The 25,068-nt window shown below is 46.1% G+C and carries 31 protein-coding genes and 1 tRNA gene; 7 read left to right on the top strand and 25 right to left on the bottom strand.

All coding sequences use genetic code 11. The features are described 5' to 3' along the window. Positions 1-189: 189 nt before the first annotated feature. Together Q0V21_RS04695 and aroA are read right to left on the bottom strand one after the other, a co-directional pair. Positions 190-624 carry a CoA-binding protein gene (locus Q0V21_RS04695; RefSeq protein ID WP_079349564.1) on the bottom strand — a complete coding sequence of 145 codons (435 nt, stop codon included), beginning with the start codon at positions 622-624 and terminating at the stop codon, positions 190-192. 220 nt (positions 625-844) lie between these two features. Next, a complete protein-coding gene (aroA, locus tag Q0V21_RS04700) occupies positions 845-2,140 on the bottom strand; it encodes a 3-phosphoshikimate 1-carboxyvinyltransferase (RefSeq protein WP_024631156.1) in 1,296 nt (431 codons plus the stop codon). 164 nt (positions 2,141-2,304) lie between these two features. Here aroA and Q0V21_RS04705 point away from each other — a divergent pair, with 164 nt between their 5' ends. Further along, positions 2,305-2,610, top strand: coding sequence for a rhodanese-like domain-containing protein (locus Q0V21_RS04705; RefSeq protein ID WP_024631157.1), 306 nt, complete (start codon positions 2,305-2,307; stop codon positions 2,608-2,610). A gap of 184 nt (positions 2,611-2,794) precedes the next feature. Here Q0V21_RS04705 and Q0V21_RS04710 read toward each other — a convergent pair whose 3' ends face one another. From Q0V21_RS04710 to Q0V21_RS04725, 4 genes are all read right to left on the bottom strand, one after another. Further along, on the bottom strand, positions 2,795-3,304 hold the full coding sequence (locus Q0V21_RS04710) for a shikimate kinase (protein WP_301877786.1): 510 nt from the start codon (positions 3,302-3,304) through the stop codon (positions 2,795-2,797). Positions 3,305-3,823: 519 nt separating this feature from the next. After that, entirely contained in the window at positions 3,824-5,233 is a 1,410-nt protein-coding gene (gene gndA, locus Q0V21_RS04715) for an NADP-dependent phosphogluconate dehydrogenase (RefSeq protein ID WP_079349566.1), read from the bottom strand. A gap of 171 nt (positions 5,234-5,404) precedes the next feature. Continuing rightward, positions 5,405-6,004, bottom strand: coding sequence for a hypothetical protein (locus Q0V21_RS04720; protein ID WP_024631160.1), 600 nt, complete (start codon positions 6,002-6,004; stop codon positions 5,405-5,407). A 345-nt stretch (positions 6,005-6,349) separates the two neighbouring features. Further along, positions 6,350-7,642 carry an MFS transporter gene (locus tag Q0V21_RS04725; protein WP_301877788.1) on the bottom strand — a complete coding sequence of 431 codons (1,293 nt, stop codon included), beginning with the start codon at positions 7,640-7,642 and terminating at the stop codon, positions 6,350-6,352. Between the two features lie 298 nt (positions 7,643-7,940). Between Q0V21_RS04725 and Q0V21_RS04730 the strand changes: the two genes are divergently transcribed. Further along, positions 7,941-9,416 carry an aminotransferase class I/II-fold pyridoxal phosphate-dependent enzyme gene (locus Q0V21_RS04730; protein WP_024631162.1) on the top strand — a complete coding sequence of 492 codons (1,476 nt, stop codon included), beginning with the start codon at positions 7,941-7,943 and terminating at the stop codon, positions 9,414-9,416. Positions 9,417-9,657: 241 nt separating this feature from the next. On the opposite strand, the gene Q0V21_RS04735 is transcribed toward Q0V21_RS04730, so the two are convergent. From Q0V21_RS04735 to Q0V21_RS04765, 7 genes are all read right to left on the bottom strand, one after another. Then, positions 9,658-9,975, bottom strand: a complete 318-nt coding sequence (locus tag Q0V21_RS04735; protein WP_024631163.1) for a DUF1292 domain-containing protein — start codon at positions 9,973-9,975, stop codon at positions 9,658-9,660. Between the two features lie 97 nt (positions 9,976-10,072). Beyond that, entirely contained in the window at positions 10,073-10,627 is a 555-nt protein-coding gene (locus Q0V21_RS04740; RefSeq protein WP_024631164.1) for a stalk domain-containing protein, read from the bottom strand. A gap of 228 nt (positions 10,628-10,855) precedes the next feature. Continuing rightward, positions 10,856-11,053 (bottom strand): hypothetical protein, encoded by a 198-nt coding sequence (locus tag Q0V21_RS04745; RefSeq protein ID WP_024631165.1) that lies wholly within the window; start codon positions 11,051-11,053, stop codon positions 10,856-10,858. Between the two features lie 97 nt (positions 11,054-11,150). After that, positions 11,151-11,330, bottom strand: coding sequence for a hypothetical protein (locus Q0V21_RS04750; RefSeq protein ID WP_024631168.1), 180 nt, complete (start codon positions 11,328-11,330; stop codon positions 11,151-11,153). A gap of 126 nt (positions 11,331-11,456) precedes the next feature. Then, on the bottom strand, positions 11,457-12,017 hold the full coding sequence (locus Q0V21_RS04755) for a DUF1541 domain-containing protein (RefSeq protein ID WP_301877789.1): 561 nt from the start codon (positions 12,015-12,017) through the stop codon (positions 11,457-11,459). Between the two features lie 229 nt (positions 12,018-12,246). Further along, positions 12,247-12,666, bottom strand: a complete 420-nt coding sequence (locus Q0V21_RS04760) for an organic hydroperoxide resistance protein (protein WP_301877790.1) — start codon at positions 12,664-12,666, stop codon at positions 12,247-12,249. Between the two features lie 228 nt (positions 12,667-12,894). Further along, positions 12,895-14,091 carry an NADH-dependent flavin oxidoreductase gene (locus Q0V21_RS04765; RefSeq protein ID WP_301877791.1) on the bottom strand — a complete coding sequence of 399 codons (1,197 nt, stop codon included), beginning with the start codon at positions 14,089-14,091 and terminating at the stop codon, positions 12,895-12,897. 126 nt (positions 14,092-14,217) lie between these two features. On the opposite strand from Q0V21_RS04765, the gene Q0V21_RS04770 reads away from it, so the two are divergent. Continuing rightward, the gene (locus Q0V21_RS04770) at positions 14,218-14,556 is read left to right on the top strand and encodes a winged helix-turn-helix transcriptional regulator (RefSeq protein WP_218671918.1); all 339 of its coding nucleotides are present in this window, start codon (positions 14,218-14,220) and stop codon (positions 14,554-14,556) included. Positions 14,557-14,684: 128 nt separating this feature from the next. Here Q0V21_RS04770 and Q0V21_RS04775 read toward each other — a convergent pair. After that, positions 14,685-14,757: transfer RNA gene (locus Q0V21_RS04775), tRNA-Val, on the bottom strand. 144 nt (positions 14,758-14,901) lie between these two features. On the opposite strand from Q0V21_RS04775, the gene Q0V21_RS04780 reads away from it, so the two are divergent. The 3 genes from Q0V21_RS04780 to Q0V21_RS04790 all read left to right on the top strand — a co-directional run bounded on the left by Q0V21_RS04780 (position 14,902) and on the right by Q0V21_RS04790 (position 16,184). Beyond that, a complete protein-coding gene (locus Q0V21_RS04780) occupies positions 14,902-15,156 on the top strand; it encodes a hypothetical protein (RefSeq protein ID WP_079349570.1) in 255 nt (84 codons plus the stop codon). Positions 15,157-15,392: 236 nt separating this feature from the next. Then, the gene (locus Q0V21_RS04785) at positions 15,393-15,836 is read left to right on the top strand and encodes a GNAT family N-acetyltransferase (protein ID WP_285078707.1); all 444 of its coding nucleotides are present in this window, start codon (positions 15,393-15,395) and stop codon (positions 15,834-15,836) included. Between the two features lie 111 nt (positions 15,837-15,947). Further along, the gene (locus tag Q0V21_RS04790) at positions 15,948-16,184 is read left to right on the top strand and encodes a DUF3892 domain-containing protein (RefSeq protein ID WP_024631175.1); all 237 of its coding nucleotides are present in this window, start codon (positions 15,948-15,950) and stop codon (positions 16,182-16,184) included. Between the two features lie 75 nt (positions 16,185-16,259). On the opposite strand, the gene Q0V21_RS04795 is transcribed toward Q0V21_RS04790, so the two are convergent. The 4 genes from Q0V21_RS04795 to Q0V21_RS04810 all read right to left on the bottom strand — a co-directional run bounded on the left by Q0V21_RS04795 (position 16,260) and on the right by Q0V21_RS04810 (position 17,613). Continuing rightward, a complete protein-coding gene (locus Q0V21_RS04795; protein ID WP_079349571.1) occupies positions 16,260-16,541 on the bottom strand; it encodes a hypothetical protein in 282 nt (93 codons plus the stop codon). Continuing rightward, positions 16,535-16,747: a hypothetical protein gene (locus Q0V21_RS04800; protein ID WP_053784259.1), complete on the bottom strand. Its 213-nt coding sequence runs from the start codon at positions 16,745-16,747 to the stop codon at positions 16,535-16,537. The genes Q0V21_RS04795 and Q0V21_RS04800 overlap by 7 nt, the downstream gene beginning before the upstream one ends. Before the next feature lie 198 nt (positions 16,748-16,945). Beyond that, positions 16,946-17,266, bottom strand: a complete 321-nt coding sequence (locus Q0V21_RS04805; protein ID WP_079349572.1) for a DUF3889 domain-containing protein — start codon at positions 17,264-17,266, stop codon at positions 16,946-16,948. A gap of 53 nt (positions 17,267-17,319) precedes the next feature. Then, positions 17,320-17,613, bottom strand: a complete 294-nt coding sequence (locus Q0V21_RS04810) for a hypothetical protein (RefSeq protein ID WP_079349573.1) — start codon at positions 17,611-17,613, stop codon at positions 17,320-17,322. A 230-nt stretch (positions 17,614-17,843) separates the two neighbouring features. On the opposite strand from Q0V21_RS04810, the gene Q0V21_RS04815 reads away from it, so the two are divergent. Continuing rightward, positions 17,844-18,746: a manganese catalase family protein gene (locus Q0V21_RS04815; RefSeq protein WP_301877794.1), complete on the top strand. Its 903-nt coding sequence runs from the start codon at positions 17,844-17,846 to the stop codon at positions 18,744-18,746. Between the two features lie 153 nt (positions 18,747-18,899). On the opposite strand, the gene Q0V21_RS04820 is transcribed toward Q0V21_RS04815, so the two are convergent. The 7 genes from Q0V21_RS04820 to Q0V21_RS04850 form a co-directional block, all read right to left on the bottom strand. Continuing rightward, on the bottom strand, positions 18,900-19,193 hold the full coding sequence (locus Q0V21_RS04820; RefSeq protein WP_079349575.1) for a DUF6809 family protein: 294 nt from the start codon (positions 19,191-19,193) through the stop codon (positions 18,900-18,902). A 143-nt stretch (positions 19,194-19,336) separates the two neighbouring features. Further along, positions 19,337-19,516, bottom strand: a complete 180-nt coding sequence (locus tag Q0V21_RS04825; RefSeq protein ID WP_079349576.1) for a CopG family transcriptional regulator — start codon at positions 19,514-19,516, stop codon at positions 19,337-19,339. Between the two features lie 252 nt (positions 19,517-19,768). Then, complete coding sequence (locus Q0V21_RS04830) at positions 19,769-20,200, bottom strand: DUF5071 domain-containing protein (protein WP_301877796.1); 432 nt, start codon at positions 20,198-20,200, stop codon at positions 19,769-19,771. Positions 20,201-20,392: 192 nt separating this feature from the next. Further along, positions 20,393-20,707 (bottom strand): hypothetical protein, encoded by a 315-nt coding sequence (locus tag Q0V21_RS04835; protein WP_301877797.1) that lies wholly within the window; start codon positions 20,705-20,707, stop codon positions 20,393-20,395. A gap of 326 nt (positions 20,708-21,033) precedes the next feature. After that, positions 21,034-22,749 (bottom strand): ABC transporter ATP-binding protein, encoded by a 1,716-nt coding sequence (locus tag Q0V21_RS04840; protein ID WP_079349579.1) that lies wholly within the window; start codon positions 22,747-22,749, stop codon positions 21,034-21,036. Positions 22,750-22,794: 45 nt separating this feature from the next. Further along, positions 22,795-23,826: a FecCD family ABC transporter permease gene (locus tag Q0V21_RS04845; protein WP_024631187.1), complete on the bottom strand. Its 1,032-nt coding sequence runs from the start codon at positions 23,824-23,826 to the stop codon at positions 22,795-22,797. 2 nt (positions 23,827-23,828) lie between these two features. After that, positions 23,829-24,884, bottom strand: coding sequence for a FecCD family ABC transporter permease (locus tag Q0V21_RS04850; RefSeq protein ID WP_301877799.1), 1,056 nt, complete (start codon positions 24,882-24,884; stop codon positions 23,829-23,831). Positions 24,885-25,068 lie beyond the last annotated feature (184 nt).

The raw sequence follows: 25,068 nt of genomic DNA on the forward strand, positions 1-25,068 counted from the left end.
TCTCCTTTCTATCCTAGATGGTAAGCTTTACGCAACGTTTTGTCAAAGCAAAACAGTAAGCTGTTGGCAATTTGGTTACCGCTTGGATTTAACTTTATGCGACCCTCTTCTGTAAACTATATTCTGCGTTTCAATTATACAACAGCAAAAATCCCGTCAACGTTGACGGGATTTTTGCTTGATCGAGATTTAACCGCGTCCAGCACCACGCAGAACGATGGAATCCTCCACCTTGATACAACGATTCGTCACCGCTGTCATGCCGTTCTCATCAGCAATCTGTACGGCCTCATCACTGTGGATACCAAGCTGAAGCCACAATACATTTGCTTTGATCGCGGCAGCTTCACGAGCGACATCCGCGCAATATTCATCGCGGCGGAATACGTTCACGATATCGACTGGCTCAGGGATATCCGCAAGAGTTGCATATACGGTCTCACCGAGAATCTCACCTTGTACCTGTGGATTTACCGGAATGATGCGATACCCTCTGCTTTGCATGGCTTCCGCTACCATATAGGAAGTGCGATCTGATTTGTCCGATAAGCCGACGACTGCGATGTTGCCTGCCTTGCGCAAAATTTGTCCAATTTCTTCACGAGTAGGGTTGTTAAATTCCATGTTCAAGCACCATCCTTTTCTGCTTAAAGTGCGTGTTCAAAAAGACCGGTTTTCAGTACCGAGAAGATGGGATGCAGCTAGAAATGGAGTAGCGGAGCGTAGGGAAAACTACGTGAGCAACGGACATTTCGGCTGAATTCCATATTCGATGCTGATGATGCCTCCAGGCATCCTTCGTAATCAAAAGCGGTTTTTTGAACAACTTCTTAAACGTGTTATTTTACTCTTTTACCCATTGAACCGAGGCGCCAAGCGCCTGCAAATGATCAAAATATTGCGGATAAGACTTCGCTACATGGTGTGCATCCCGAATACGAAGCGGTTCTTTGGAACGCAGACCGACAACGGTCAGTGCCATAATTACGCGATGATCGTAGTGAGCATTAATCTCAACGCCGCCTTCAACGCCTTCCGGACGACCATGTACGATAATTTCGGCTTGGCGTTCCTCTACATTGGCTCCTGCTTTCCGCAGTTCGTTCAAATAATCCGTAATTCGGTCACATTCCTTGTAACGTAAGTTCTCTACATTATAGAACCGTGAGGTGCCTTCCGCAAACACAGCTGCCGCTACCATTGCCAAAACCGCGTCTGTCGCGGCATCTCCGTCGAATTCCACGGCTTTCAATCTACCGTTACCTTGAACGTGTACCACATCGTTCTCGTGCGTCAACGGCACTTCCATCATGCGCAGAACGTCAACAATGGCACGTTCACCCTGTTTGCTCTGTTCCATCAATCGCAAAATTTTAACATCCGATTGGGTGACAGCCGCGGCCGCGAGAACAGCTGCTGACCCCGGGTAGTCTCCTTGAACCGTATATGTTTGTGGTTTATAGGCTTGACCGCCAGGTACGCGGAAGGACATGTAATCATCACTCGCATGAATGACGATGCCCGCCTGTTCCAGTACTTCCAGCGTCTGACCAATGACCACTTTGGATTTCAAGTCGTTCAATACTTCAATGGTGCTGTCTTCGGCCAGAAGAGGCGTGACAAACAGTAATGCGCTCAAGTACTGGGAGCTAACCGAACCGGATACACGGATATGACCACCCTTGGCCTGACCACCTTTGATCGTGATTGGCAAGCGCCCTTGTTCGTGCTGTACGTCAACACCAAGCTGACCAAGTGCATCGATCAGGTCATCATGCGGGCGTTTGCCAAGAGAATCCGGGTACGTATTCACAAACGTAACCTCAGGGCAAAGTGCAGTTACCCCCATCAGGAAACGGAGCACTGCACCCGCATTGCCTACATTCAATTCACGCACATCCCGTGGATGGCTGCCGAAGCCCTGGATGACGATTTTGCTGTCATCTTCTTCAAGGACTGCTCCAAGATCACGAATACATCTGCGCATTGCGTCACTATCTTCACTATGGGCCGGGTAATGGATCGTACTCGTGCCTTCTGCCAATGCGGCAGCAAGCAGGTAGCGTGTAGTGTAGTTTTTGGAAGACAAAGCTCCAATTTCCCCGTTCAGGGATGGGGTCGGTTTAACGATAACGTCCATGGATGAAATTCTCCTTCATTGATTATAATGTGCTTCGTTAGATGATCCTGCTACGTATTTGGTTCAGGATACATGTGGTGATGCTATACTGCCAAATTGACATTCCATACATCGCTTGGGTATCATTATAGGCGTTAAGTCCATACAGAAAAGAGGACCTGAATATGACACAAATTGCTGAAATTGAACCTTCTGAGCTGCGCCGCCGTTTGCAGGCGGGAGAGAAGCTGCAGATGATAGACGTCCGTGAGGACGATGAAGTCGCACAAGGCATGATCGAGGGAGCCAAACACATCCCACTCGGACAGATTCCGGACAGACTGTCTGAAATTCAAAAGTCCGGTGAGATTGTTCTGATCTGCCGCAGCGGTTACCGCAGCGAGCGTGCCTGTGAGTATTTGCAGCAGCTCGGATATGATGGCTGCACCAATATGGTTGGCGGCATGCTGCAATGGCAGCAGGAAGACTAAAAAGCATCAGGATCGGAATATAGGGGTTAGGATAGCTGCAATCAGCAGTTCATCATAAGCCCTGTACATTCTGATCCTTACAGTCAATCAAACGGGCCAATCGGCCCGTTTTTCACATCTATCCGCCAGAATTACACGACCCCACTCACCACTAACATCCTTCGGCATAGAAACAATTACAAGCTTAGACGCGGTAATGCGCTAAAATTAAACGAGTCACTTCAGAAGCGGATAACTCGGTTGTATCCACCGTGTAATGCGCAAACCGATATGCGTCCTTCCGTTCCTGCATAATGGTCTGAATGCGTTCCTCCGCATTGCCTGCCAAGAGAGGACGATTATCACAGCCGCTGACGCGTTCTACAATCACTGCCGGATCGGCAGTCAGAGCAACCACCCAGCCGTTCTTCGACATGACATCACAGTTATCCGAACGCAGAACGACACCGCCCCCGGTTGCAATCACCTGCGACTTCTTCTCCAGCACCGAGCACAGCATACGGCTCTCGGCATCGCGGAAATACGTCTCTCCCTTGCCTGTGAACAATTCAGGAATCGTACAGCCTTCCTCTTTCTCCACCGCAGCGTCCACATCAATCAGTCGGTATCCCAGCTCTCGAGCGAGCATATCAGCGACGGTTGATTTGCCAGTTCCCATCATGCCGATGAGAATAATATTATTAGACTTGCTCAAGGTGTACACTCCTTTAATTCAAGCAATTCGTGAGCACTTTTGTCCTATCATAACACAGCCCTGCGGACTGGGGAAGGCTATCCTACTAACGACTCCCCTCCAGTAGCCACAAGCACATCTAAGGTAATTCAAAGCAAGTCCATTTACTCCATAGATTTCGAACGAACTCAGATGAGCTTATTTCTGAATTTTAGCTGATTATAAAATTGTAACGAATCTCAGAAAACTTATTTTTCTAAAACACCCTCAAAACAGCAAAATTTCGCTCCAAATGATCTAAATAGAACCTTCTGAGTTCGTTAGAGAATAGAAAAGGCTCATATCCACGAAATAGAGCTTCTCGGGTTCGTAAGATGTAGAACCAGCTTACCATGCGGTTAAAAAAAGGACCTGGAGCTCATCGGTATGAACCGACTCTCCAAGTCCCTTTTTCCAAGCAATCGTCCATGCCTTTCTTCCAGCCAAGGCTCCTGATTCAGGACGCTTTAGCCAAACTCACGGACTTGCGTATATACATTACTATTCCATCCAGTTGTGGTGGAAGCTGCCTTCTTTGTCCAGACGTTTGAACGTATGTGCGCCGAAGTAGTCACGTTGTGCTTGCAACAGGTTTGCAGGCAAACGCTCTGTGCGATAACTATCGTAGTAGGACAATGCACTGGAGAATCCAGGAACCGGAACCCCTTGAGTTACTGCAGCAGCCACAACTTCACGCCATGCACCTTGGTAGGATTCAACAATGTTTTGGAAGTATGGGTCCAGAAGCAGGTTTTTCAGTGCTGCATCCTTGTCATACGCTTCTTTAATGTTTTGCAGGAACTGCGAACGGATGATGCATCCACCACGGAAGATCATCGCGATGTTGCCGTATTTCAGATCCCAGCCGTACTCGTCCGAAGCTGCGCGCATTTGGGCAAAGCCTTGTGCGTAGGATACGATTTTACTTGCAAACAGCGCTTTGCGTACATTCTCGATGAACGCTTTTTTGTCACCGGAGAATGCCTCAACCGCAGGTCCGTTCAGGATTTTGCTCGCTGCCACACGCTCGTCTTTCATCGCAGACAGGAAGCGGGAGAATACGGATTCCGTAATCATGGACAAAGGTACGCCGAGATCCAGCGCGCTTTGGCTTGTCCATTTGCCTGTTCCTTTTTGTCCGGCTGCATCCAGAATGACATCAACCATTGGTTTGCCGGTTTCCGGATCGTATTTGGAGAAGATGTCTGCCGTGATTTCGATCAGGTAGCTGTCCAGCTCTCCCTGATTCCATTCTGTAAAGATGGCATGAAGCTCCTCAACGGACACATTCAACACGGATTTGAGCAGGTGGTAAGCTTCACCAATCAACTGCATGTCTCCGTATTCGATACCGTTGTGCACCATTTTCACATAGTGTCCGGCACCGTCTGGTCCGATATATGTACAACAAGGATCGTCACCGACTTTGGCCGAAATGGCTGTCAGGATCGGTTCAACCAGCTTGTACGCACTCTCTTGTCCACCTGGCATGATTGCCGGGCCTTTCAACGCGCCTTCTTCCCCACCGGATACGCCTGTACCGATGAAGCGAATGCCTTTGTCTTCAAGCTCTTTGCTGCGACGTTGGGTGTCAGGGAAATAGGCGTTACCGCCATCAATGATGATGTCGCCCTCATCCAAATGAGGAAGCAGTTGCTCAATGGTTGCGTCGGTTGCGTAACCGGCTTGTACCATGATCAGGATTTTGCGCGGGGATTCCAGGGATGCCACAAACTCTTCAATGGAGAATGTGCCTGTCAGGTTTTTACCTTCGGCTTCTTTCAGAAGATCGTTGGTTTTCTCCGGGGAACGGTTAAATACCGATACCGAGAAACCTCTGCTTTCAATGTTAAGGGCCAAATTTTTGCCCATTACTGCAAGTCCAATGACACCGATCTGTTGTTTCGCCATCTGGTCCTCCATCCTTTGCTCCAATTAATTTTATTGAAATGTACTCTCAACAATACCCTCATTTTAACGGTTTTACGCATAGAAGTGAACCCCGGACCATGGTCGCACAGCGAGAAAACACCCCAATTGCCTGAGGTGTTCATCGTATTTTCATAAATACAGCGTTAAATGTCAGCCTTCCAGCATCAACATATGCCCTGACAACTGCTTTAGGACTTTACGACAGGCATCTGCTTTTTCGATATTATCCATCTGAATCGCGGCATGCAGACGCTCCAGTTCATCGTCCACTTCCATACGTAACAGCAGGAGACGCTCCTCGCCTTCGCGCGAGAGGAACATTTCTTCCATTTCTTCCGCCGTCGGCGCAGGTTCCTTTTGAAAAATAACGCGCTGTTTGAACCCGGACACTTCAACGAGACGGATGACTTCACCAAACAAAATGTTCTCCACGGTCATCTGCTGATCCTTAAACCGTTTCACAACGGCATGCCCGCGCGTATCCCCAATCAGCTTCTCCAACCATTCCGCAAGCTTTGCATCCTTGATAATATAATCCCCTGTCATCTTGTAATTCCCACTGCGCGTCTGTTGAAAACGGAGCTTTACCAGCTTGCGTCCGGTGCGAACTGACAGAATAAAGAAGGATTCGTCCTCGCTCCAATATAGTGAATACCCCTCACGAATAAGGTCTTTGATCAAATTTTGGATATGCCGACGGTTGAACCGCAGCTCCAGATTGCAATATTCAACTTCATAACTCTTATTCACGGCACTCCCTCCATCTGTACCGGAGATGCTCCGGTCATCTTCTTCAATCGCTTCTACTCAATCGGCTTACCCTATTTTATACTTCATTTTATGTAAGGGTACTTGGTTATTTGACTATTTTTCACCGATTGATCTGAGGGATCGCAGCTTTCCGCAGATGCACAGGGGCAAGCCCCCGATTTTCATGCTATGATGGACGCGAAATGAAGGTATACACGGGCAGAATTACCTTCTGGTCGTTAGCTGAATGGATGCATTATCTACACAAAAAGGGAGTTCCACAACCTGTACGGTCGTTGGAACTCCCTTTTCTTATCAACTCATCCTCATCGGACTTCAATGGCATCATTTGGCAGGGGCCGTACGATACGGTTTACGGGATAACACATAGTGCACAACAGCAAGTCCAGCCATAACGACAGCACTTCCGATAAATGGAGCCGGATGACTAATGTGATCCCACAGCAGTCCGGATACAATCGGCCCTACGACCATGCCTGACCCCTGTAGGGTTAGGAAGAACCCCCAGATCGCTCCGCGTTCTCCCTGAGGAATCAATGTGGCTACAAACGCATTCCAAGCCGGAAGAATCATCGCATAGCTGACACCTACCAGCATAACGACGCCGAACACCACAGGAATGGACGTAATGGATGAAAATGCAAACAGACTTGCTGCTGCCATCAAAAAACCGATGTTCAGGAACGGCGCCGTTCCAAACCGGTCTACCATTTTCCCTACAGGCAGCAGTGCAATAACCGTAATCCCACCCCCTGCTATCAGCAACAGGCTGTACAGGTTGGGGGAGATATGCAGGTCTGTGCGTGTGTATAGCGTGATCACCGGACTTAGCAGACCAATTACAAAGGACTGCATGAAAAGTGCAGGATATACAAGCGGATTCACATTAAGAGTACTACGTACCCGTTGCAGTGTGCCCTGGACGCTCTTTTTGAGTCGAATGAAAGGCGTAAGCAAATTCGGTTTAGCCGGATATTTCATATCCGCCCGCTTGCTCTCCCCTTCCGCATGCTCTCCCTCAACAACGACACGTCCGGGCAAAATCAGCGCGACCAGAATGACCAGAATGGCAACACCCATCAATATCAGGAAAATGGTGCGATAATCGTGATGCGTCCGTTCCAGAAGCCAGTTCATGCCGATTGGACCAAGTCCGGTCCCTCCAAGAGCCGCCATCTCCAGCGCTCCCATGGCTGTACCGTTCTTGTTCTGCGGCCCCGACATCGCCGTCACACCTGTCATGGCACACGGCCAAAGGGGGGACGTACCGATTCCAAGAATGAGGCAAGCCATGGCAAGTCCAAATGCACTTTTGAAAAAGATAATCATGATTACAGCGACTAATGTACAAATTAGGGCCGTTACCATCGTGGCACGGAACCCGATTCGTTCTGCTGCCCAGCCAGAGGGAGCCCGGAACAGATTATCACCCAAATATTGAAGGGCAAAGGCCACACCAATCACGCCAGCGGTCAGGCCCAGAATATTGTCCATATACACGGGCAATACAGCGACCAGCAAGGCACCCTTGATAATCTCAACTAGAAAAAGCGTTAGCCACATAGCGATAAAAAAAGGTGATCGCAAGATTTTGGCTGGTTTTGTATTAGTTTGCATTCTTTTTCCCCTTTCGATGCTTGCTTGCCCATCTCCTATGCTTACTGTAACCCTCGGGGATGTGTCCAAATCTCAGCAATTCGAAAAATTGTCAAGCAATACTGCTTGCATTCGGTTCTTAATTTGCTATACTCAAATTTGTTTAAGATTACAAAATGATAAGTTCTCAGCGAAGCTGAACTAAATCCATCCGTGATCGCAAGAAAAACTTCCGCTACATGCGGTCTGTCTTCATAGAATTTACGTCGAAAGACGTTTTTCTTACAAATTATAATTAGGAAAGGTTGTGACAGCACTGATGGATCACCGCCGTACGCCGCTGTTTACCGCTTTAAAAAATCACGCGGCACTCAATCCGGTGCAATTTCATATTCCGGGACATAAAAAAGGATTGGGAACGGATACCGAATTTCGTGAATTTATCGGCGATAATGCCCTCTCCATAGATTTGATTAACATCGCTCCGCTAGATGATTTGCATCAGCCAACCGGTGTCATTGAGGAAGCGCAGATTTTGGCAGCCGATGCCTTCGGAGCCGATTATACCTATTTTAGTGTACAGGGCACAAGCAGTGCCATCATGACCATGATTCTGTCGGTATGTGAGCCGGGTGACAAGATTATTGTGCCCCGTAATGTGCATAAATCGGTCATGTCTGCCATTATTTTCTCAGGAGCGAAACCCGTGTTCGTCTCTCCTGCGCAGGATGCCAATCTGGGGATTGATCACGGTGTTACTACAGGCGCGATCCGACGTGCCCTTGAGCGTCATCCCGATGCCAAGGCCTTGCTCGTCATTAACCCAACGTACTTCGGCGTATGTACCGATCTGAAAGAAATTGTAGAACTGGCTCATAGCTATCAGGTCCCAGTACTTGTGGATGAAGCGCATGGCGTACTCATTCATTTCCATGAAGATCTGCCGCTCTCTGCCATGGCCGCCGGGGCTGATATGGCTGCAACGAGTGTGCACAAGCTGGGTGGTTCGATGACACAGAGTTCTGTACTCAATCTGAACACCAAGAATGGATTTGTGAATCCACAACGTGTTCAAACCATTCTGAGTATGTTGACTTCAACGTCGACTTCTTACATCCTGCTGGCTTCGCTCGACACGTCGAGACGTAATCTGGCTCTGAATGGCCATCAGATGGCACAGAAAGCCATTGATCTGGCCGAGTTTGCAAGACGCTCCATTAATGATATGGACGGACTGTATTGCTTCGGCAGAGAGCTGCTGGGCACTGAGGCTACCTTTAATTACGACCCAACTAAAGTAACCATTCATGTTCGCCACCTGGGCATTACAGGCTACGAAACAGAGAACTGGCTACGTGAGCATTACAAAATCGAGGTGGAGCTCAGTGATATGTATAATATTCTGTGCCTCATCACGCCTGGAGATACGGATGATTCCATAGAAATCTTGCTGAACGCCCTGCAAGATCTATCCCGTACGTATTATCAGGTGAATCCAGCCCATGAGCTGGTAGTCAAGGTACCTGATGTACCACAGTTGATGCTGACTCCACGTGATGCGTTCTACGGTGATACCGAAGTCATTCCTTTCAAGGAATCCGCGGGCCGGATTATTTCGGAATTCATCTATGTCTATCCACCAGGAATTCCGATTCTGCTGCCAGGTGAGGTTATCACTCAGGAAAACATCGATTACATCATTGATCATGTTGAAGTGGGACTTCCTGTAAAAGGACCCGAGGACCGCAGCGTAACCAACGTGAAAGTCATTGTGGAAGCAGATGCCATTTTCTAAAACAGCCATTTCTACATGGGGTTAATCGATCTCTACGGACCAAGCGGGATGCTTGGTCCTTTTTATTTTTTTCTCCAAGAAGATTGAACTGCCATGTGCTTATGATTCGCTGTATTGTTTGCATTTTTCCACCTATTCCACTGTCCCTATCGCAAGAAAAAGCAGCATTTAAGCCTAATAAAAAGCAAACAAAAGGCCCCCTGTGATCAAGGAGCCTTCTTGCTTTATTCCAAAAGGATGACTATTCTTGGCTTGCAACGAGTTCGTTGTACGCCGCTTCAACACGGGTCCACTCTTCTTCGTCTTCAATATTGTAGAGCACCATTTCCTCGTCTTCTTCTTCCATACGCAGAATGATGCCGTCAGCTTCAGGATTGTTACGTTCCAGCAGGAGCGCATAAACATGCTTCTCCACGTCAAACGTCTCCACCAAAACCATCTCCACGTCATTTCCGTTCTCGTCTGTCAGTGTCAGAAGAACTTCTTCATGCTCGTGGTCGTGGTCGTGATCGTGGTCGTGACCGCAGGCATCGCCGTGTTCATGTGTGTGATCGCTCATTGAAATACCTCGCTTTATAAATAGATATTGTGTAACCTTGCATATCGTAACATGTTCATAGGGCCAGGTCAATTTAACCGACAAGGTTATTTTTGCTTCATTCGTTCAGCGCGGTAATGATTTTCTCAGCTGCCAGCACATAATTACTGTTTGCATTTTCTTTAATATAAAAACCGACTTGGTACTTGCCAGCCCGGCTGAAGTCATACGTAAAATCGTACGTTCGGAACCAGAAGTTATCCTTCTGGGTCTTAAGCTCCTGGGACTGTATATCCTTAACATCACCACTTGGATTGGTAATCGTCACCTTCACGGCAGCTATATCTGTTGTCAAACTGTCGACTTGTGAGAACACATTAAATTTCAGCTTACCCACGTTCACGTTGCCAAACACAGTATCTCCCTTGAAGAGAAAAATATGTACATTCGGTTTGATAACCGTTACTCTCTTGTTTATGCTATCCCATCTGGCGATTCCGCCCGCTTCCCTTACAGGTACATAGGTCGTTCCGTCAATGAGATAACCACCGTCAGCTGCTTCCTTGCCGTTTATGAGAACCCGAATCTTCTCGTTCACTGAATCTGCAAACAATAAAGACCCGCCGAGCAAGGAGAATACTGTGACACACAGCAAAATTCTTTTCCATTTCATTCCGTCAATATTCCCTCCCCTGCTGCTAGCTGTTGTACATTTATACTGCAGATTCAGCCACAAAGTTGCGCTGTTTTTCATCATTTTTCATTTTTTATCCAGAATATTTTCCACCCCTTGGAACGATCAAAAAGAGGCGTTCCCTATTAAAGGGTGCCTCTATAGTATTGTTGTTGGCAATACGTAATTATACGAACTTCTTGTGAGTCCCTTATTATACTGCTGGAACTACGAAGTATGACGAGTCAATATACAAGGTACACCCTTGCCTACAGCTCCATCCGTTCGCATCCGTGCTGCATAATCCATTCCTCGTGTACAGGGGGTCTTGCAACGCTCACATACATCCGAAGTAACCAACTTCATCGATACACGAAGTTTGTCACTCTTTAACACGGGAGCCTTTTTTGCCTTTGCTTTTGCCATCCCGGATTCCCCATTTCCCCAATTGCTTGCTGATGTAATGCATCATATGGGGATTTGCCCGGTTGTGTGTCAAAAGGAATAAACTTACTTTCGTTCTCTAGAATACGTACTTAAACAATACGAAGATCACCGCGAGTATGCCACCGAGAATCAGCCAGTTACTGATTTCCCACCAAATGCTTTTCCCTCCGGCTAAAAGCTGTTGTTCCTTTTCTTCATGACGCTGTTTGTGTGTATGTGACTCGGAGGCATGGGGTGGCTTGCTGAAGTCCATCATATGCATTCTCCTTTCCAGCAGCTTTGGTTCATTCTCATTCCATTATAACCCATAATTGAATGAGAATTTATTAATTCTCAAAAAAGAAGAAATGAACGAGCTACGCTAGTATCTATTGAAACTCTTTTATTTTGAAGACAATTCTTCTTCCGTGACCCATTTATGATTCTTCATCGGATCTCCACCTGTAGTTGGAGTATAGTCAACCATATATACAGTGGTTTGCTCAGCCGAGTCAATTATGGCTTTAGCGCCTTTCATTCCTGGCATATGATCAGCATTCAGCACAACCTCTGTTCCTGCTGCATACGGTTGATCTGTGTGGTCCTGAATTTCCTCTTGAATAACCCATTTATGATTTTCCACTGGATCTCCACCTGTGGTTGGTGTGTACGAGACTGCATACGCCGTCGTCTCATAAGCTCCCACAATTTTCGCTTCTGCACCTTTCATTCCTGGCATATGGTCCGCGCTCATTGTGGCTTGGCTGCCTACTGGATATGTAGGATTGCTCTTTACGTGAATTCCTTCCGGTAACTCCCCTGATTCGGAGTGGTGCATCTCGCCTGTGCTCGCTGTATGACTGTCACTACTGTTATTGTCCTGCTCAGCATTCTTGCCACATCCACTTAACATCAGACTGCCCGTAATCACCGTAGTCAGTAATAACATTGTATACTTTTTCATGAGTTGCACTCCTTTAGGTTTTTAATTCTACGTCTATAATATACCCCATATGGGTATATTTCAATCAAAATTGAGTTCTATCATTTATTTCCCTAGTGCCCAGAGACATTGCCCATGGAGTAACATAATACGAAAAACCCCCGATTTCTCGGAGGCTTAGAATGAACAACAAAATGAAATCATGTAGTTTACGCATTACTTCGACCTTCCAATATGACCAACGCAGTAATTATGCCAGTTCCACGGAAACATTAACATTTCCTTTGATGCCTTTGGAGTACGGACAGTAGTCATGAGCAAGTTTGACAAACTTCTGTGCAGTCTCCTCGTCCAGCCCCTCAATTTTAACTTCAAGTTCCACTTCCAGCTTCACACCATTATCCGAAGGGTCCGTCACAAGCATAACCGTTGCAGATACCGTGCTTTTCTCAATTTCGACTTTGTGTTTCTTCAACTGAAACTCCAGCGCGGAATTAAAGCAAGCACTGTAGCCTGCTGCAAACAATTGCTCTGGATTCGTAGCTGTCGTTACTTTGCCTCCCAGCTCAGGTGGGGCAGCGACATCAAGCATAAATACGTTATCTGGCGATTGTACAATTCCTTGACGTCCACCTGTATTGATTACTGTCGTTTCATATAATGTTTTCATTTGGTTTGGCTCCTTTGTATGTTTTGATTTATTTTGTGATGATGATGTCCCTCTTTGTTTAGCTAACAATTAAATTGTACACAATTTAATTGCGTTTGTAAATCATTATTATAAAATTTAAAAAAACAACCATCCCCTCGTGTAATACAAGGAAATGGTTGCTTCTTAATAGATAAATGTCTATTACTTATCCAAAAGTTGAATTCACCTATTTATATATTCGATCCATTACATCTTCTTCTCAAATCCCTCCATCGGCGCAAGCGAATTCTGATAGTCATTATCCACCTGACCGTCGGTGGTGAAATGCATGACCTCCCGGAACGAGCCCTCCAGATAAGTCTGCATCGCCAATGGAATGCGCAATTCATCCATATCATATGGAGATATTTGATAGCGAATGCTGGCAAGGTCTCCTGCTTCCACCTTCTGCACCCATTTGGGCTCGCGAATCAATTCCCGGCCGAGTGCAGCCAAGGTTGCCCCGGCATGGATGACTTCTTCCGCATCTTCTGGCCGTTCAATCGATCCAATGCCAATCAGAGGTTTCTTGTTGTCCAAAACCCGAACGAATTTGGCTAAGATCGGCTCCTTGTCCTCAGGTTGATTTAAGGATGTTCGTTTGTAGCTGGCCATCGACAGATGAATGTAATCAACCCGAGTGTCTGTCAGAGCTTGGGCAAAAGCCAAAGAGTCTTCAAGTCGGATACCCGGCATATGAATTTCTTCCGGTGAAATCCGGTAACCAAGGATAAAGGGTTTATCTGCGTGGGCATCGATAATCGATGCGACCTCCTGTATGACCGCCAGCGGAAATCGCATGCGATTCTCAAAGCTGCCACCCCATTGATCTGTCCGTTGATTGGAATTCACGGAGAAAAATTGCTGCAAAAGATACGTGTTCGCCCCGTGAAGCTCTACCCCGTCAAAACCGGCATGAATCGCCCGTAAGGTTGCTCTGCCGAAGTCTTTGATAATGCTTTCGATTTCCTCGCAAGTCAGCTCGCGCGGCGTCTCCGAGCCTGTTGGATGCACGGAAGCGATTGCGCTCGCACTGGTGGGTTGAACACCTCTTAGCGTTTTGGAATTCGTTTTGCGTCCTGCATGAAAGATTTGTGCAATCGCTTTGGTTCCGTCCTTCTGAATAGCTCTTGCAATTTTGGAAAGTCCTTTAATTGTAGAATCGCTTGCGATGGAAAGCTCACCTTCGAAGCCTTTTCCTCCATCGGTTACATACGCAACACCCGTAATGATCATACCAGGGCCACCAGCACGTTCTGCATAATAATCAACTTCATCATTGGTGATTGAACCATCGAAGAAACTGGACATCGTTGTCATCGGCGCCATAACCACTCTATTTTTCAACGTAAAACCATTCGCAAATGTATAAGGCTGTAAGAAATTACGATTACTTTTTTCCATATATATTCTCTCCTTCTTTCAGGCTTGTTCACCCTTGTCTCCGTTTCATGAGTTATTGTATAGTAGGGTGAAACACGAGTATAGTATGCACTTAAAAGATAGATACTATCTAAAAGGAGAGTGAATATGGAAATGATGGAGGAAGTAAACGTTAAACCATTTTCACATGCCATGTCGATGATCGGCGGAAAATGGAAAATGCATATCTTGTTTTGGCTGTGGAAAAATAAAACATTACGTTATGGAGAATTAAAAAGAGCCTTGGGAGGCATTACGCATAAAATGCTAAGCTCTCAACTGAAAGAATTAGAGTCAGATCGATTAATTATCCGTAAAGAGTACCCACAATTACCACCAAAAGTAGAATATTCTTTGTCTTGTGAAGGTTTAACGCTGATGCCTGTACTGGAAGTTCTCTGCAATTGGGGAAGACAGAATCTTGCTGATTTGCAGAAAACTCAGTGAACGTACTGAAGCGAAGGATGTATTTCTTTTACTTTTCTCCCCCAATTGTCCCCCAAGTCTTCCATAATGCCTTATTCATAAACCAGACAAAAAGAAAAAAGCCCTTGCTGCGCAAGGACTTTTTGTTATGATCTGTAGTGGGCTCGAACCACTGACCCCTACCCTGTCAAGATAGTGCTCTCCCAGCTGAGCTAACAGATCATGATATCTAATTGTTTTCCAATCAAGTAACAGTATCATACCAAGTAACCGTGTTCATTGTCAATCGTTTAATTGGTAATATTTTATCCGTATTGGTGCACAATAAAGGAATGATTACCATTTCGATGACGAGGTGACTTCCAGTTGAGAAACAATAGAGAACGCAAAATACGTTTATATTTAACAGTCAAAAACTTAATCTGTTTACTTGTGCTTGTTGTACTAATCAGCGCTGCTGTCGGCTGCGGTTTAGAGCGGGATGAACATACGGTACAATTCCAACAATTAAAGGAGCCCAATGAGGTTAACGATGATCTGCCTGTCTGGCTGGATGTGTATTCCAAGTCTGTTGTGCATGATGTTTACTCCCCACAAGGCCATGTTGAAGTCTTACCCTGAGGAACATGATACCGCATTTCACTCGTCTTCGTCCCACTTTTTGGAGTACGCCTTCTTGGTCACATAATACAATAAAGCTATCATTCCCGCCGACATCAAAAGTGTGATTGCCATCACTCCTGCCATGCCCATGGTTCGCACCTCCTCTCCCAGTATGTTCCAGACTTAACTATACAGGAAAAGCATTTTTTTGTATAATTCAGACTGATAGCGTAGAGCAGAAAGAAGGAATGGAATTGGCAGCTGAGATTAGTTATGTAACGACTGAAGAACAACTCCAGAAAGCGCTGGAGATTCGCAATCATGTTTTTGTGATCGAGCAGCAGGTGCCTGCTGACATTGAGATTGATCAATATGATATCATCAGTCCTGATGTGCATCACGTACTGTTGAGTACGGATGGACAGGCTGTAGCCACAGGGCGTCTGATCTATTACACCAAGGATACTGCCAAAATGCAGCGGATCGCTGTGCTCCAATCTCATCGTGCATTCGGCTATGGTCGTGTACTTCTGTTAGCCATGGAAGAACGAGCTCGCGAATTGGGATTGGTTTACTCCATTTTGGATGCCCAATGTCAGGCGCAAAAGTTCTATGAAAAGCTCGGATATGAAGTGATCTCGGAAGAGCCTTTTTATGATGCAGACATTCTGCACGTTCGTATGCAAAAGAGCCTGTAACTATCCTTTAAGTGCTATATGAAGCCATGTGGTGCATACTTTTTTTTGTTCCGGACATGCTAAAGAGGAAACCAGATTCCTATTTGGTCAGATAAAGGAGAGTGTGACATCATGGATCAAACGACACGCGAAAGCTTCACAGCAGTACAAAAAAATGGTGACGGCGATCTGACGGCGTTTCAAACTTCATCTGGACGTGTGCTGGATTACCAACAGGCACTGGCGGAAGTCAAAGCAGGATCAATTGCAGGTGTGAACGTCTTTAAAGGCAGAGATGGCGAAATGTACATTCGTGGTGACGCAGACGGCGACCCGACCAATAACCTTGATCAACTTCCAATTTTCTAAAATAGATGCTTGCTGCTTAACAAGGCGCCAATCCGGATTTTCCGGGTTGGCGTTTTCTTTCGTTTTTCTTTCGTTTTAATATTCGGTAAAATATTTCACGGCATCGCCAGCAGGCTGACTTTTGCGAATGGGCTGTGGTTCCTGCTCCCATGCCTGCAGAATTAATATGCCTTCCAGTGTAGACTTGTTCTCCCACACAATATGCTGCCTGCGCTCAAGCTCCAGCAATGACTCGTGAATGAACGCCTTGCTTCTTCCTGTCTTATTCTCCAGCTCATCCATTCGAGGCACTCGGCGACGCTGCCCTGCATAATTAACAATAATACGCAAAATTTTGCGTTCAAAATCATTCAGCATATTTCTTCCTTCCCTTCCTTATGGAGAACGGGACGCCATGCCAGAATACCTTGTTCCAGAAATGTTCGGGGTGCCCCTTCTTTTCCTGCGGATGCTCTAATCATCCCTCCTCGTACACTGTTGATTCGAATCTGCCGCTGTGTAATATGCCCTGCACGATCCATGTAGACGAGTTCCACCATCTGACCAATATATTTTCCTAGCATAATCATCCCTCCAATAAGAACATGTGTTTGTTTTATTATTATATGCGAACATAAGTTCTTTATTCAACAACTAAAAAAAGGATTTTATTGAAATCAAAAAACCAGACTCCCCCCTTTTTATAGGAAAGTCTGGTTCTTATCCAGCTTGCTAAGCAAGCAATCAATCTTTTATACCTTTCGTGCTACTGTTATACGACCTCATCTTCGATCCGATTCCGTGAATTGTACTTTTTTCAGCTGCTGGGTAGACGGATTAAAATCTACATTCACATATACAGCAAATTGTTTGCCCTCTTTGTTACGTACCCATAACTTGAACTGTTCACGGGATTGGTCTGCTGTGAGCGAGGTGCGGCCGATATGCTTGTAATCCAAAATGTCCACATTGTACTTGGTTTGTGTTTCCTTCACTGCAATGATTCCCCACTTCGCATAGTCAGGGATCGCGGTTGCTGAACTTGTTGTTAGTCCACTTAAACTTAGTACCACCGTCATCAGTGCAACAATGAGCATTCTCATATCATTCACTCCTTGGGCAACGTTTACGTTAGCCTGCCCTGTAGAAGTTTATTTTACACCAGTAAACGAAGAATAATCGTAACCGGTTGCTGAAGCGTTTGAACTGTACTTACTGCCATCTTATACCGTTCGATTGGAGAACTGAAGCTTATGCCCCAGTCACCCTCCAATAACAGATTTCGCGGTGATGGATCTTCCGACTTTTCCAAACCGTATTTTTCTATAAGCGCATCTCGTGTTTGCTGATCCAACTCTATCGGAGCATCTGCATATGCCGTGACATCACTACATCCCAAAACTACACATAATAGAACACTCCATCCCACCATAAACCAACGTTTGTGCATTTTCCTGTTTCTCCTTCATTTAAATAACATCATCACAACCAGATATACTTCATTCGTCCTGATTGTACATAAATAACATGGTATTGGAAATAACAAATGTTGACTCCATAGTATACGTCTAAAGCCTCATTTGCATAATTATGGGTTTAGCATAGTGGGAATACGTGTAATATGCCTTGACGGCATCACTTCATTATTCTGCACAATCATTTTGAGGAGGTTACACCCGAATGTTCAAACGTATGGATGAAATCGCAATTGAAATCCCCAATGTCGAGAAACCCGACCCGAATGCAGCGGCAGCGATCCAAGAATTGCTGGGTGGTAAATTCGGAGAGATGTCAACGTTGAACAACTACCTCTATCAATCGTTTAATTTTCGCTCCAAGGAAAAATTGAAACCCTTCTACGACCTGGTGATGAGTATCACCGCCGAAGAATTGGGGCATGTGGAACTTGTGTCTCATGGCATTAACAAATGCCTCAGAGGTTCAACCGAGTACAAAGAGCCTGACGATACACCGCTTGGTTCCGTGAAGGATGCTCGTCTGTCCTATCATTTCCTGGCTGGTGCACAGGGAGCCATGCCTTTCGACTCCATGGGCAATCCATGGACAGGCGCACATGTCTTCAACAGTGGCAATCTGGTCGAAGATCTGCTGCATAACTTTTTCCTCGAATGCGGAGCACGTACTCATAAGATGAAAGTTTACGAAATGACCGATCACCCTGCAGCCCGGGCGGTAGTTGGTTACCTGCTGGTACGCGGCGGTGTGCATGTGGTTGCTTATGCCAAGGCGCTTGAGATTGCAACTGGAGTAAATGTAACCAAATTGGTGCCGATTCCATCCCTGAGCAATAAATCCTTTAACGAAGCGTGGAAATACGAAGAAAAAGGCCTACACACCAAGCTGTACACTTATAGTGATAAAGACTTTACTGCGATCAGTCAGATCTGGAAAGGCACACACCCCGAAGATGGACACCCCCTGGAAGTCATTCAAGGCGTACCTGAAGGGTTCCCGATCCCCGAAGCTCCTGCGGTGGAAGAAGAATTCGCACCAGGCATTTCGCACGAAGACTTCAATGAAATTGCACGTCGTCTGAAGATGGCGGGAAATATTGCGGATTAAGGTAGCGTTATGTAGTGGATGTATTAGTTGTTGTTGATTTGGCATGAAAAATAGATAAAGCCCTCGGATCTTGCTGCTTTGGTGGCAGGATCGAGGGCTTGTTTTTGTATGTGCATATTTGAAGTAAAACTTAACTCATGTTCACTCAGAAGCCTATGAAGTCGCCAGAACCGACTCTTCACGTTGGCTCATCACTTCAATCAGCATGTTGGCTCCCAGTCGAAACCCCTGAATAAAAGCAGCTTCGCTGTGCATGCCATCACATTGACCACACAAGTCAAACAACTGTTCAAGGTCACGGAATTCTTCCTCGCTCAATCGATTTTTCCATTGTTCTGTCATAGTTGCAATTTGTCGGCCTAATAATTGATATTCAGGATGAGTTGGCATCATCGTCTCATCCGGGCGAAGTCGCCCGTTATAAAGTGCTTCCAATATCGAATTCATGTGCATCCTCCTAGGAATGTAATCGCATCGACTTGAATGAGCCTTCTGCACATGGTAGGATATTTATGCAGTCAGCTCATTCTTAGTGATTGCGGGATAGGAAGCAGCGCTGTTCTTCGTGGGACGAACGCTGCTTTCTTTTTTTATTTTTGGAGTTCGTCGTACACCTTTTCAATCCCTTTACGAATAACATCCGAGCGAGTGGTGTTCAGCTTTTCGGTGCAAGCATCAAGCTTACTCAGAATGGCCTGATCGGCACGTACTCGAATTAATTCACTTTTGGGATTGTCAGATAGTGGACGCCCCATCTTTTTGGACGACATCGCTTCACCCCACTTTTTGTGTCCATAATAAATATATTATTGTAGCAACAAAAAGTCAATTCAATTGTAAAACATACGTTCGTTTTTTGTGGTTTCCAAATTAAACACAAATGGATCTCAGTTCAACTCAGAAAAATATTACTCAAGTTATATGTTTGACAAAAAAACAACCCTGAAAGGCGTTAAGCCGTTCAAGGTTGTTAAGGGATTCTCCTCAGTATGAACTTTCCGGAATCACTGAACTGCTTGTTATTATATTTTATTCAGTAGCGGCACTATAACCTCATCCAATTCCTCAAGCATCTCATCCTCCGTAGGATTTTCTAATATTCTTTCTAAATCGCCCTTTAACATAATCAAATATTTAGAAGGCAATCTACTAATTAACCCCGTCAACATAAAATATTCCCATGTAGAGTCTCTTGTTTTAAAAACATTTTTTATATGAGGAATTAGTTCTTCTCCAAATCTCAAAAGTAAATCTTCGACGGATTTAGAAATGGGCCAATTTCCATCTTGTAACCACTCCATAAGTTCGGGAATGATCTCCTTTAATTCTGCATCACTACATTTACTTAACTTACGTATAGCCTTAACATCATACTTGTCTCGGGGAAGCCATTCCCTAATATCCACACAGATTTCCTCTTTTCTACTTCTAACTCCATGAAGGAATTCCATCATTCATACTTTTGCTCCCTACCCTTGGCACTTAAATCTTCATATACAGGATCAACAACAAGGATAGAGTCATCTTTGCGCTCAACCACATAACCAGTGAAGCCTTCTTCTCTTGTGCATTATCTTGAAAATACGTTTCACATATGATAAAAGTTTCTAATAAATGTAATTTAACAACCGTGCTGGCTACATCAATTACTCTACTCTATTCCTCTTGTACCAGTACCTAACCCATATAATCAATGCCACACATAACAAAATTGCACAAAATCCCCAGGTAAAAAACAAAGCCAATCCCAATCCGATGTTGGCCCCAATATAGCCCCCGCGTAGCTCCGTATATAACTCATAACCCAAAGGCACGCTGCCTACAACAAAAAGTCCGATCAACCATCCGCCCCAACGTTTATAAACAGATTCCCCGCCATCTTCGGAGTTCTTCTGAATGCCTTGAGCCAAGATAATCAGCGTTAAAATCAATATTAGCCAGGTTATGAAAATGTATAGCATATCGATGTTCCCCTCCCTAAGCATGAACCTTAACGATAAAAGCAGCATGCAAATTTGGTACCCTTTTAATGAATATTACCACCAACCCAACTTAAGCAAACCAGAACAAAGGATATCAACATTTATACGTTTTCCGGATCACAAAGGCAGACATTCTGGTACAGCCAAACGAAAACGCATTATTTTCATTAAGCTTGCCGACAGGAGCATTATCGGACAGATTAAAAATCAAAAAAGACGCCCTCGTCCTTACTCATATAAAGTAGTAGAACGAAGGCGTTATTTTTCATCATTATTTAGCTGTTATAAAACACACCGTGTCACATTTACGCACCAAACTGTGCATAATGCAGACGGCTGTATACTCCACCCGCTGCAAGCAATTCCTCGTGACGCCCCTGCTCCGTAATTCCCTGCTCGGCAACGACAATAATGCGATCCGCATTTTTGATGGTAGCCAATCTGTGGGCAATGACCAGGGTAGTCCGTCCCTCAGACAATTCAGCAAGCGATTGCTGGATTGCAGCTTCGGTTTCCGTGTCGAGTGCAGATGTAGCTTCATCCAGAATGAGAATCGGAGGATTCTTCAGGAACATACGTGCAATCGACAAACGCTGTTTTTGTCCACCGGACAGCTTCACGCCACGTTCACCAATTAACGTGTCCAATCCTTCCGGCATGGAAGTAATAAGTGTTTCCATCTGCGCACGGCGAGCCGCCATCCAGATGTCTTCTTCGGTTGCATCCAGCTTGCCATAGGCAATATTCTCACGAATAGACCCATCAAATAAGAACACATCCTGCTGAACAATTCCAATCTGGCTGCGCAATGAATCCAGCGTCATGTCCTGAATTTCCTGACCATCGATCGTGATGCGACCTTCCAGCACATCATAGAAACGAGGCAGCAGACTGCACAGCGTTGTTTTCCCTGCACCCGATGGTCCAACCAGGGCTACCGTTTCACCAGCCTGAATATTCAGGTCGATTCCTTTGAGAACAGGCTCCTGATCCGAATAACCAAACGTCACCTGCTCATAACGGATATCTCCACGCAAGTGGGAGACCTTAACAGCACCCGGACGGTCTTCCACATCCGGTTCCATATCGAGCAGTTCCGTATAACGTTTGAAACCCGCAATTCCTTTGGGATACGTCTCAATCACGGAGTTGATCTTCTGGATTGGTGTCAGGAACACATTGGATAACATAATAAATGCGATAAATTGACCGTAGCTCATACTGCCTTGAATGACAAACCATGTTCCACATACGAGTACAAAGAGGGAGACCAGCTTCATCAGCATATAACTGACGGAAGAGTTCCAGGCCATGATTTTGTACGCAATCAGCTTCGTTTGGCGGAAACGACTGTTATTTACAGCGAATTGAGCTTTTTCATGTTCTTCATTGGCAAAAGCCTGAACAACGCGGATACCACTTACATTGTTTTCTACACGTGCATTGAAGTCTGCAATATCCCCGAACATTCGGCTAAAGGCCTTGGACATCTTGCTGCCAAAATACAGGGAAAGATAAATAATGAGCGGTACGATGATAAATGTTAACACGGCCAGATTTCCATTAATGCTCATCATAATGCTGAATGCACCAATCAAGGTCATCACCGCAATAAAGGCATCCTCCGGACCATGGTGGGCAATCTCCCCGATATCCATCAGATCATTGGTCATGCGGGAGACCAGGTGCCCGGTTTTGGTATTGTCAAAGAAACGGAACGACAGCTTCTGTACATGATTAAAGAGCGCCTTACGCATATCGGTCTCGATGTTAATCCCAAGTTTATGTCCCCAATATGTAACTACAAAGTTAAGGAAGGAGCTTAACAGGTAGATCGCGAGAAGTGCAAGACATGCCCATAATATCCAGTCCCAGCGCCCCCCTGGCAACAGGTCATCCACGACTCTATTAACTGCCAACGGGAAGGCCAGTTCCAGCAGAGCTACGAAAATCGCGCAGCTAAAGTCCAGAATGAACAGCTTTTTGTACGGCCTGTAGTAGGCAAAGAAACGGCGAAGCATGGGCTGAAGCCCTCCTTATAGCAACCATACCCCCATGATTGCTTTCTATTTCGTTTTGCTCAAGAGATACAGGAAGTATGGGGCTCCAATGATGGCAACCAGAATCCCTGCTGGAATCTCAGAAGGCTGTAGAATGACACGCCCGAGCGTATCTGCAACAAGCACAAGCAATGAACCGACCAGTGCGGATGCAGGCAAAAGGAACTGATGTTTCGGCCCCACGAGACGACGTGCCAGATGTGGACCGATCAGACCCACAAAACCAATTCCGCCACTGACGGATACGCAAGATCCGGCCAGTCCCACGGCAGCAGCGAGCAGGATCAGTCTTTCACGCTCAACCGGAGCGCCAAGACCGCTCGCTGTTTGATCCCCAAGGTTCAGTACGTTCAGCACACGAGCCTTATACAGAACAAGCGGCACAAGGACAATGAGAAACGGCAGCAGCGCCGTTACGAATTTCCAATTCGAACCCCATATACTTCCTGCCATCCAGGTCGCCACAAATTGATACTTCTCCGGGCTAAGCCGAAGAGTAAGCACGATCATGGCAGAGCTAATCCCTGCTGCTACACCAATCCCTGTAAGCAGCATGCGCGTAGGCATGAGACCTTCTCCCTTTTTGTAAGAGAGCACATAAATCAGGAAGGCAGCAAAGGTTGCCCCGATCAGGGCCAGAATCGGCAGTAAAAATACGGGAGCAGCCGTCGTTGTCGGGAAAAAGGAAACGAACAGCATAACAACCAATCCGGCTCCAGCGTTGATGCCGAGAATCCCTGGATCAGCCAGCGGATTTCGGGACACTCCCTGCAAAATACAGCCGGACAGCGCGAGTCCCGCACCGACCAAAACCGAAATGACGATACGCGGCAAACGGAATTCAAACAGGATCAGTTCCTGCTTAGCCGTTCCACCACCAAACAGGGTACGCATGACCTCAAGTGGTGAAAGCCGAGTGAAGCCTGTATTCATACTGATAATAAAAGCTGTAATAATCAACGCACCAAGCACAATCATGACAATGGTGCTTTTTGTTCTCTTTTTGCGTTCCGCTCCAACCAGAGTTGAGGATTCCATCGTTACAGCGTCCTCCTTTCTTTACGCGCCAGATAGAGGAAGAAAGGTACCCCAATCAGGGCAACCAGGGCGCCAATTGGCGTCTCGTATGGCGGATTAATCATACGTGCAGCCAGATCCGCGAACACAAGCAGCAGACTGCCCATCACTGCGGAACATGGAATAATCCAGCGATAATCGACCCCAACCAATTTACGAGTCAGATGGGGAATGATGAGTCCTACAAAACCAACCGCACCAACCACGGATACGGCTGTACCTGCGAGGATCAGTACAACAACCAGACCAACCAGCTTGATCAGGCCAGTACGTTGACCCAATCCAACCGCGATGTCTTCTCCCAAGCTAAGCAGCGTGATGGAACGAGAGATAATAATCCCTGCAATAAGCGCAGCCAAAACCCATGGGAACATGACTTCCAACTGGGACCACTTCGTCCCGGCCACACCGCCCGCTGTCCAGAATGCGAGGTCTTGTCCAATTTTGAAATACAACGCAATCCCTTCACTCAGCGCGGACAACATGGCAGATACTGCCGCTCCCGCGAGAACGAGCCGGAGAGGTGTAAGACCGGATTTGGAAGCAGCACCGAAACCATAGACCAGCAATACCCCAAGTCCTGCCCCGACGAAGGAGTACAGAATGATATACATATATGGCATGCCCGGGAAAAAGGCAAAGCAGATAGCGAGCGCAAATCCTGCGCCAGCATTCAGTCCGAGCAACCCGGAATCTGCCAGCGGGTTACGGGTCATCCCCTGCATAATTGCACCAGCTACAGCGAAGCAGGCACCAACCATCGCTCCGCCCAGAATACGCGGTAACCGAATCTCCCATATGATCTGATGCGGAGTCAGATCAGGATTGAAGTTAAAAATCGCCTGCCATACAACGCCCAGCTTGATATCTGCGGCACCAAACGAAATGGACAACGCCATCCCCAGCGCGAGCAGCAGAATTCCCCCAATCAGGATCAATGTGGCAGCCCAGGGACGAGTGTGTATTTTGGCTGTCGGTGATTCCGCAGGCTGATTTTCCGATGAAACTTTCGAGCTCATATGTCTCCTCCCTTGTTATGAGTGGCGTAGACAGACCCTATGTACATAACAATCACCTCTCTATTAATACAAAACTGATAATGATATTGATTCTCATTCCCATAGATCATTGTATGTCAACGAACTGTCGCTGGCAATGGACAAATGGGACAAGTTTATTGCATAAATGAATTTTTGTACGTAA

It is taken from the genome of Paenibacillus sp. 11B (assembly GCF_030487755.1).
Taxonomy (GTDB): domain Bacteria; phylum Bacillota; class Bacilli; order Paenibacillales; family Paenibacillaceae; genus Paenibacillus; species Paenibacillus vandeheii.

What these genes read in the sequence shown, in the direction of transcription:
- Q0V21_RS04705 (WP_024631157.1), top strand. Translation starts at nt 2,305, where the DNA reads ATGACACAAATTGCTGAAATTGAACCTTCTGAGCTGCGCCGCCGTTTG.
- Q0V21_RS04740 (WP_024631164.1), bottom strand. Translation starts at nt 10,627, where the DNA reads ATGAAATGGAAAAGAATTTTGCTGTGTGTCACAGTATTCTCCTTGCTC.
- Q0V21_RS04800 (WP_053784259.1), bottom strand. Translation starts at nt 16,747, where the DNA reads ATGCTAGGAAAATATATTGGTCAGATGGTGGAACTCGTCTACATGGAT.
- Q0V21_RS04790 (WP_024631175.1), top strand. Translation starts at nt 15,948, where the DNA reads ATGGATCAAACGACACGCGAAAGCTTCACAGCAGTACAAAAAAATGGT.
- Q0V21_RS04850 (WP_301877799.1), bottom strand. Translation starts at nt 24,884, where the DNA reads ATGAGCTCGAAAGTTTCATCGGAAAATCAGCCTGCGGAATCACCGACA.
- Q0V21_RS04810 (WP_079349573.1), bottom strand. Translation starts at nt 17,613, where the DNA reads ATGCACAAACGTTGGTTTATGGTGGGATGGAGTGTTCTATTATGTGTA.
- Q0V21_RS04725 (WP_301877788.1), bottom strand. Translation starts at nt 7,642, where the DNA reads ATGCAAACTAATACAAAACCAGCCAAAATCTTGCGATCACCTTTTTTT.
- Q0V21_RS04755 (WP_301877789.1), bottom strand. Translation starts at nt 12,017, where the DNA reads ATGAAAAAGTATACAATGTTATTACTGACTACGGTGATTACGGGCAGT.
- Q0V21_RS04770 (WP_218671918.1), top strand. Translation starts at nt 14,218, where the DNA reads ATGGAAATGATGGAGGAAGTAAACGTTAAACCATTTTCACATGCCATG.
- aroA (WP_024631156.1), bottom strand. Translation starts at nt 2,140, where the DNA reads ATGGACGTTATCGTTAAACCGACCCCATCCCTGAACGGGGAAATTGGA.
- Q0V21_RS04840 (WP_079349579.1), bottom strand. Translation starts at nt 22,749, where the DNA reads ATGCTTCGCCGTTTCTTTGCCTACTACAGGCCGTACAAAAAGCTGTTC.
- Q0V21_RS04815 (WP_301877794.1), top strand. Translation starts at nt 17,844, where the DNA reads ATGTTCAAACGTATGGATGAAATCGCAATTGAAATCCCCAATGTCGAG.
- Q0V21_RS04795 (WP_079349571.1), bottom strand. Translation starts at nt 16,541, where the DNA reads ATGCTGAATGATTTTGAACGCAAAATTTTGCGTATTATTGTTAATTAT.
- Q0V21_RS04835 (WP_301877797.1), bottom strand. Translation starts at nt 20,707, where the DNA reads ATGCTATACATTTTCATAACCTGGCTAATATTGATTTTAACGCTGATT.
- Q0V21_RS04760 (WP_301877790.1), bottom strand. Translation starts at nt 12,666, where the DNA reads ATGAAAACATTATATGAAACGACAGTAATCAATACAGGTGGACGTCAA.
- Q0V21_RS04845 (WP_024631187.1), bottom strand. Translation starts at nt 23,826, where the DNA reads ATGGAATCCTCAACTCTGGTTGGAGCGGAACGCAAAAAGAGAACAAAA.
- Q0V21_RS04735 (WP_024631163.1), bottom strand. Translation starts at nt 9,975, where the DNA reads ATGAGCGATCACACACATGAACACGGCGATGCCTGCGGTCACGACCAC.
- Q0V21_RS04830 (WP_301877796.1), bottom strand. Translation starts at nt 20,200, where the DNA reads ATGATGGAATTCCTTCATGGAGTTAGAAGTAGAAAAGAGGAAATCTGT.
- gndA (WP_079349566.1), bottom strand. Translation starts at nt 5,233, where the DNA reads ATGGCGAAACAACAGATCGGTGTCATTGGACTTGCAGTAATGGGCAAA.
- Q0V21_RS04730 (WP_024631162.1), top strand. Translation starts at nt 7,941, where the DNA reads ATGGATCACCGCCGTACGCCGCTGTTTACCGCTTTAAAAAATCACGCG.
- Q0V21_RS04820 (WP_079349575.1), bottom strand. Translation starts at nt 19,193, where the DNA reads ATGAATTCGATATTGGAAGCACTTTATAACGGGCGACTTCGCCCGGAT.
- Q0V21_RS04805 (WP_079349572.1), bottom strand. Translation starts at nt 17,266, where the DNA reads ATGAGAATGCTCATTGTTGCACTGATGACGGTGGTACTAAGTTTAAGT.
- Q0V21_RS04695 (WP_079349564.1), bottom strand. Translation starts at nt 624, where the DNA reads ATGGAATTTAACAACCCTACTCGTGAAGAAATTGGACAAATTTTGCGC.
- Q0V21_RS04745 (WP_024631165.1), bottom strand. Translation starts at nt 11,053, where the DNA reads ATGGCAAAAGCAAAGGCAAAAAAGGCTCCCGTGTTAAAGAGTGACAAA.
- Q0V21_RS04765 (WP_301877791.1), bottom strand. Translation starts at nt 14,091, where the DNA reads ATGGAAAAAAGTAATCGTAATTTCTTACAGCCTTATACATTTGCGAAT.
- Q0V21_RS04825 (WP_079349576.1), bottom strand. Translation starts at nt 19,516, where the DNA reads ATGTCGTCCAAAAAGATGGGGCGTCCACTATCTGACAATCCCAAAAGT.
- Q0V21_RS04750 (WP_024631168.1), bottom strand. Translation starts at nt 11,330, where the DNA reads ATGATGGACTTCAGCAAGCCACCCCATGCCTCCGAGTCACATACACAC.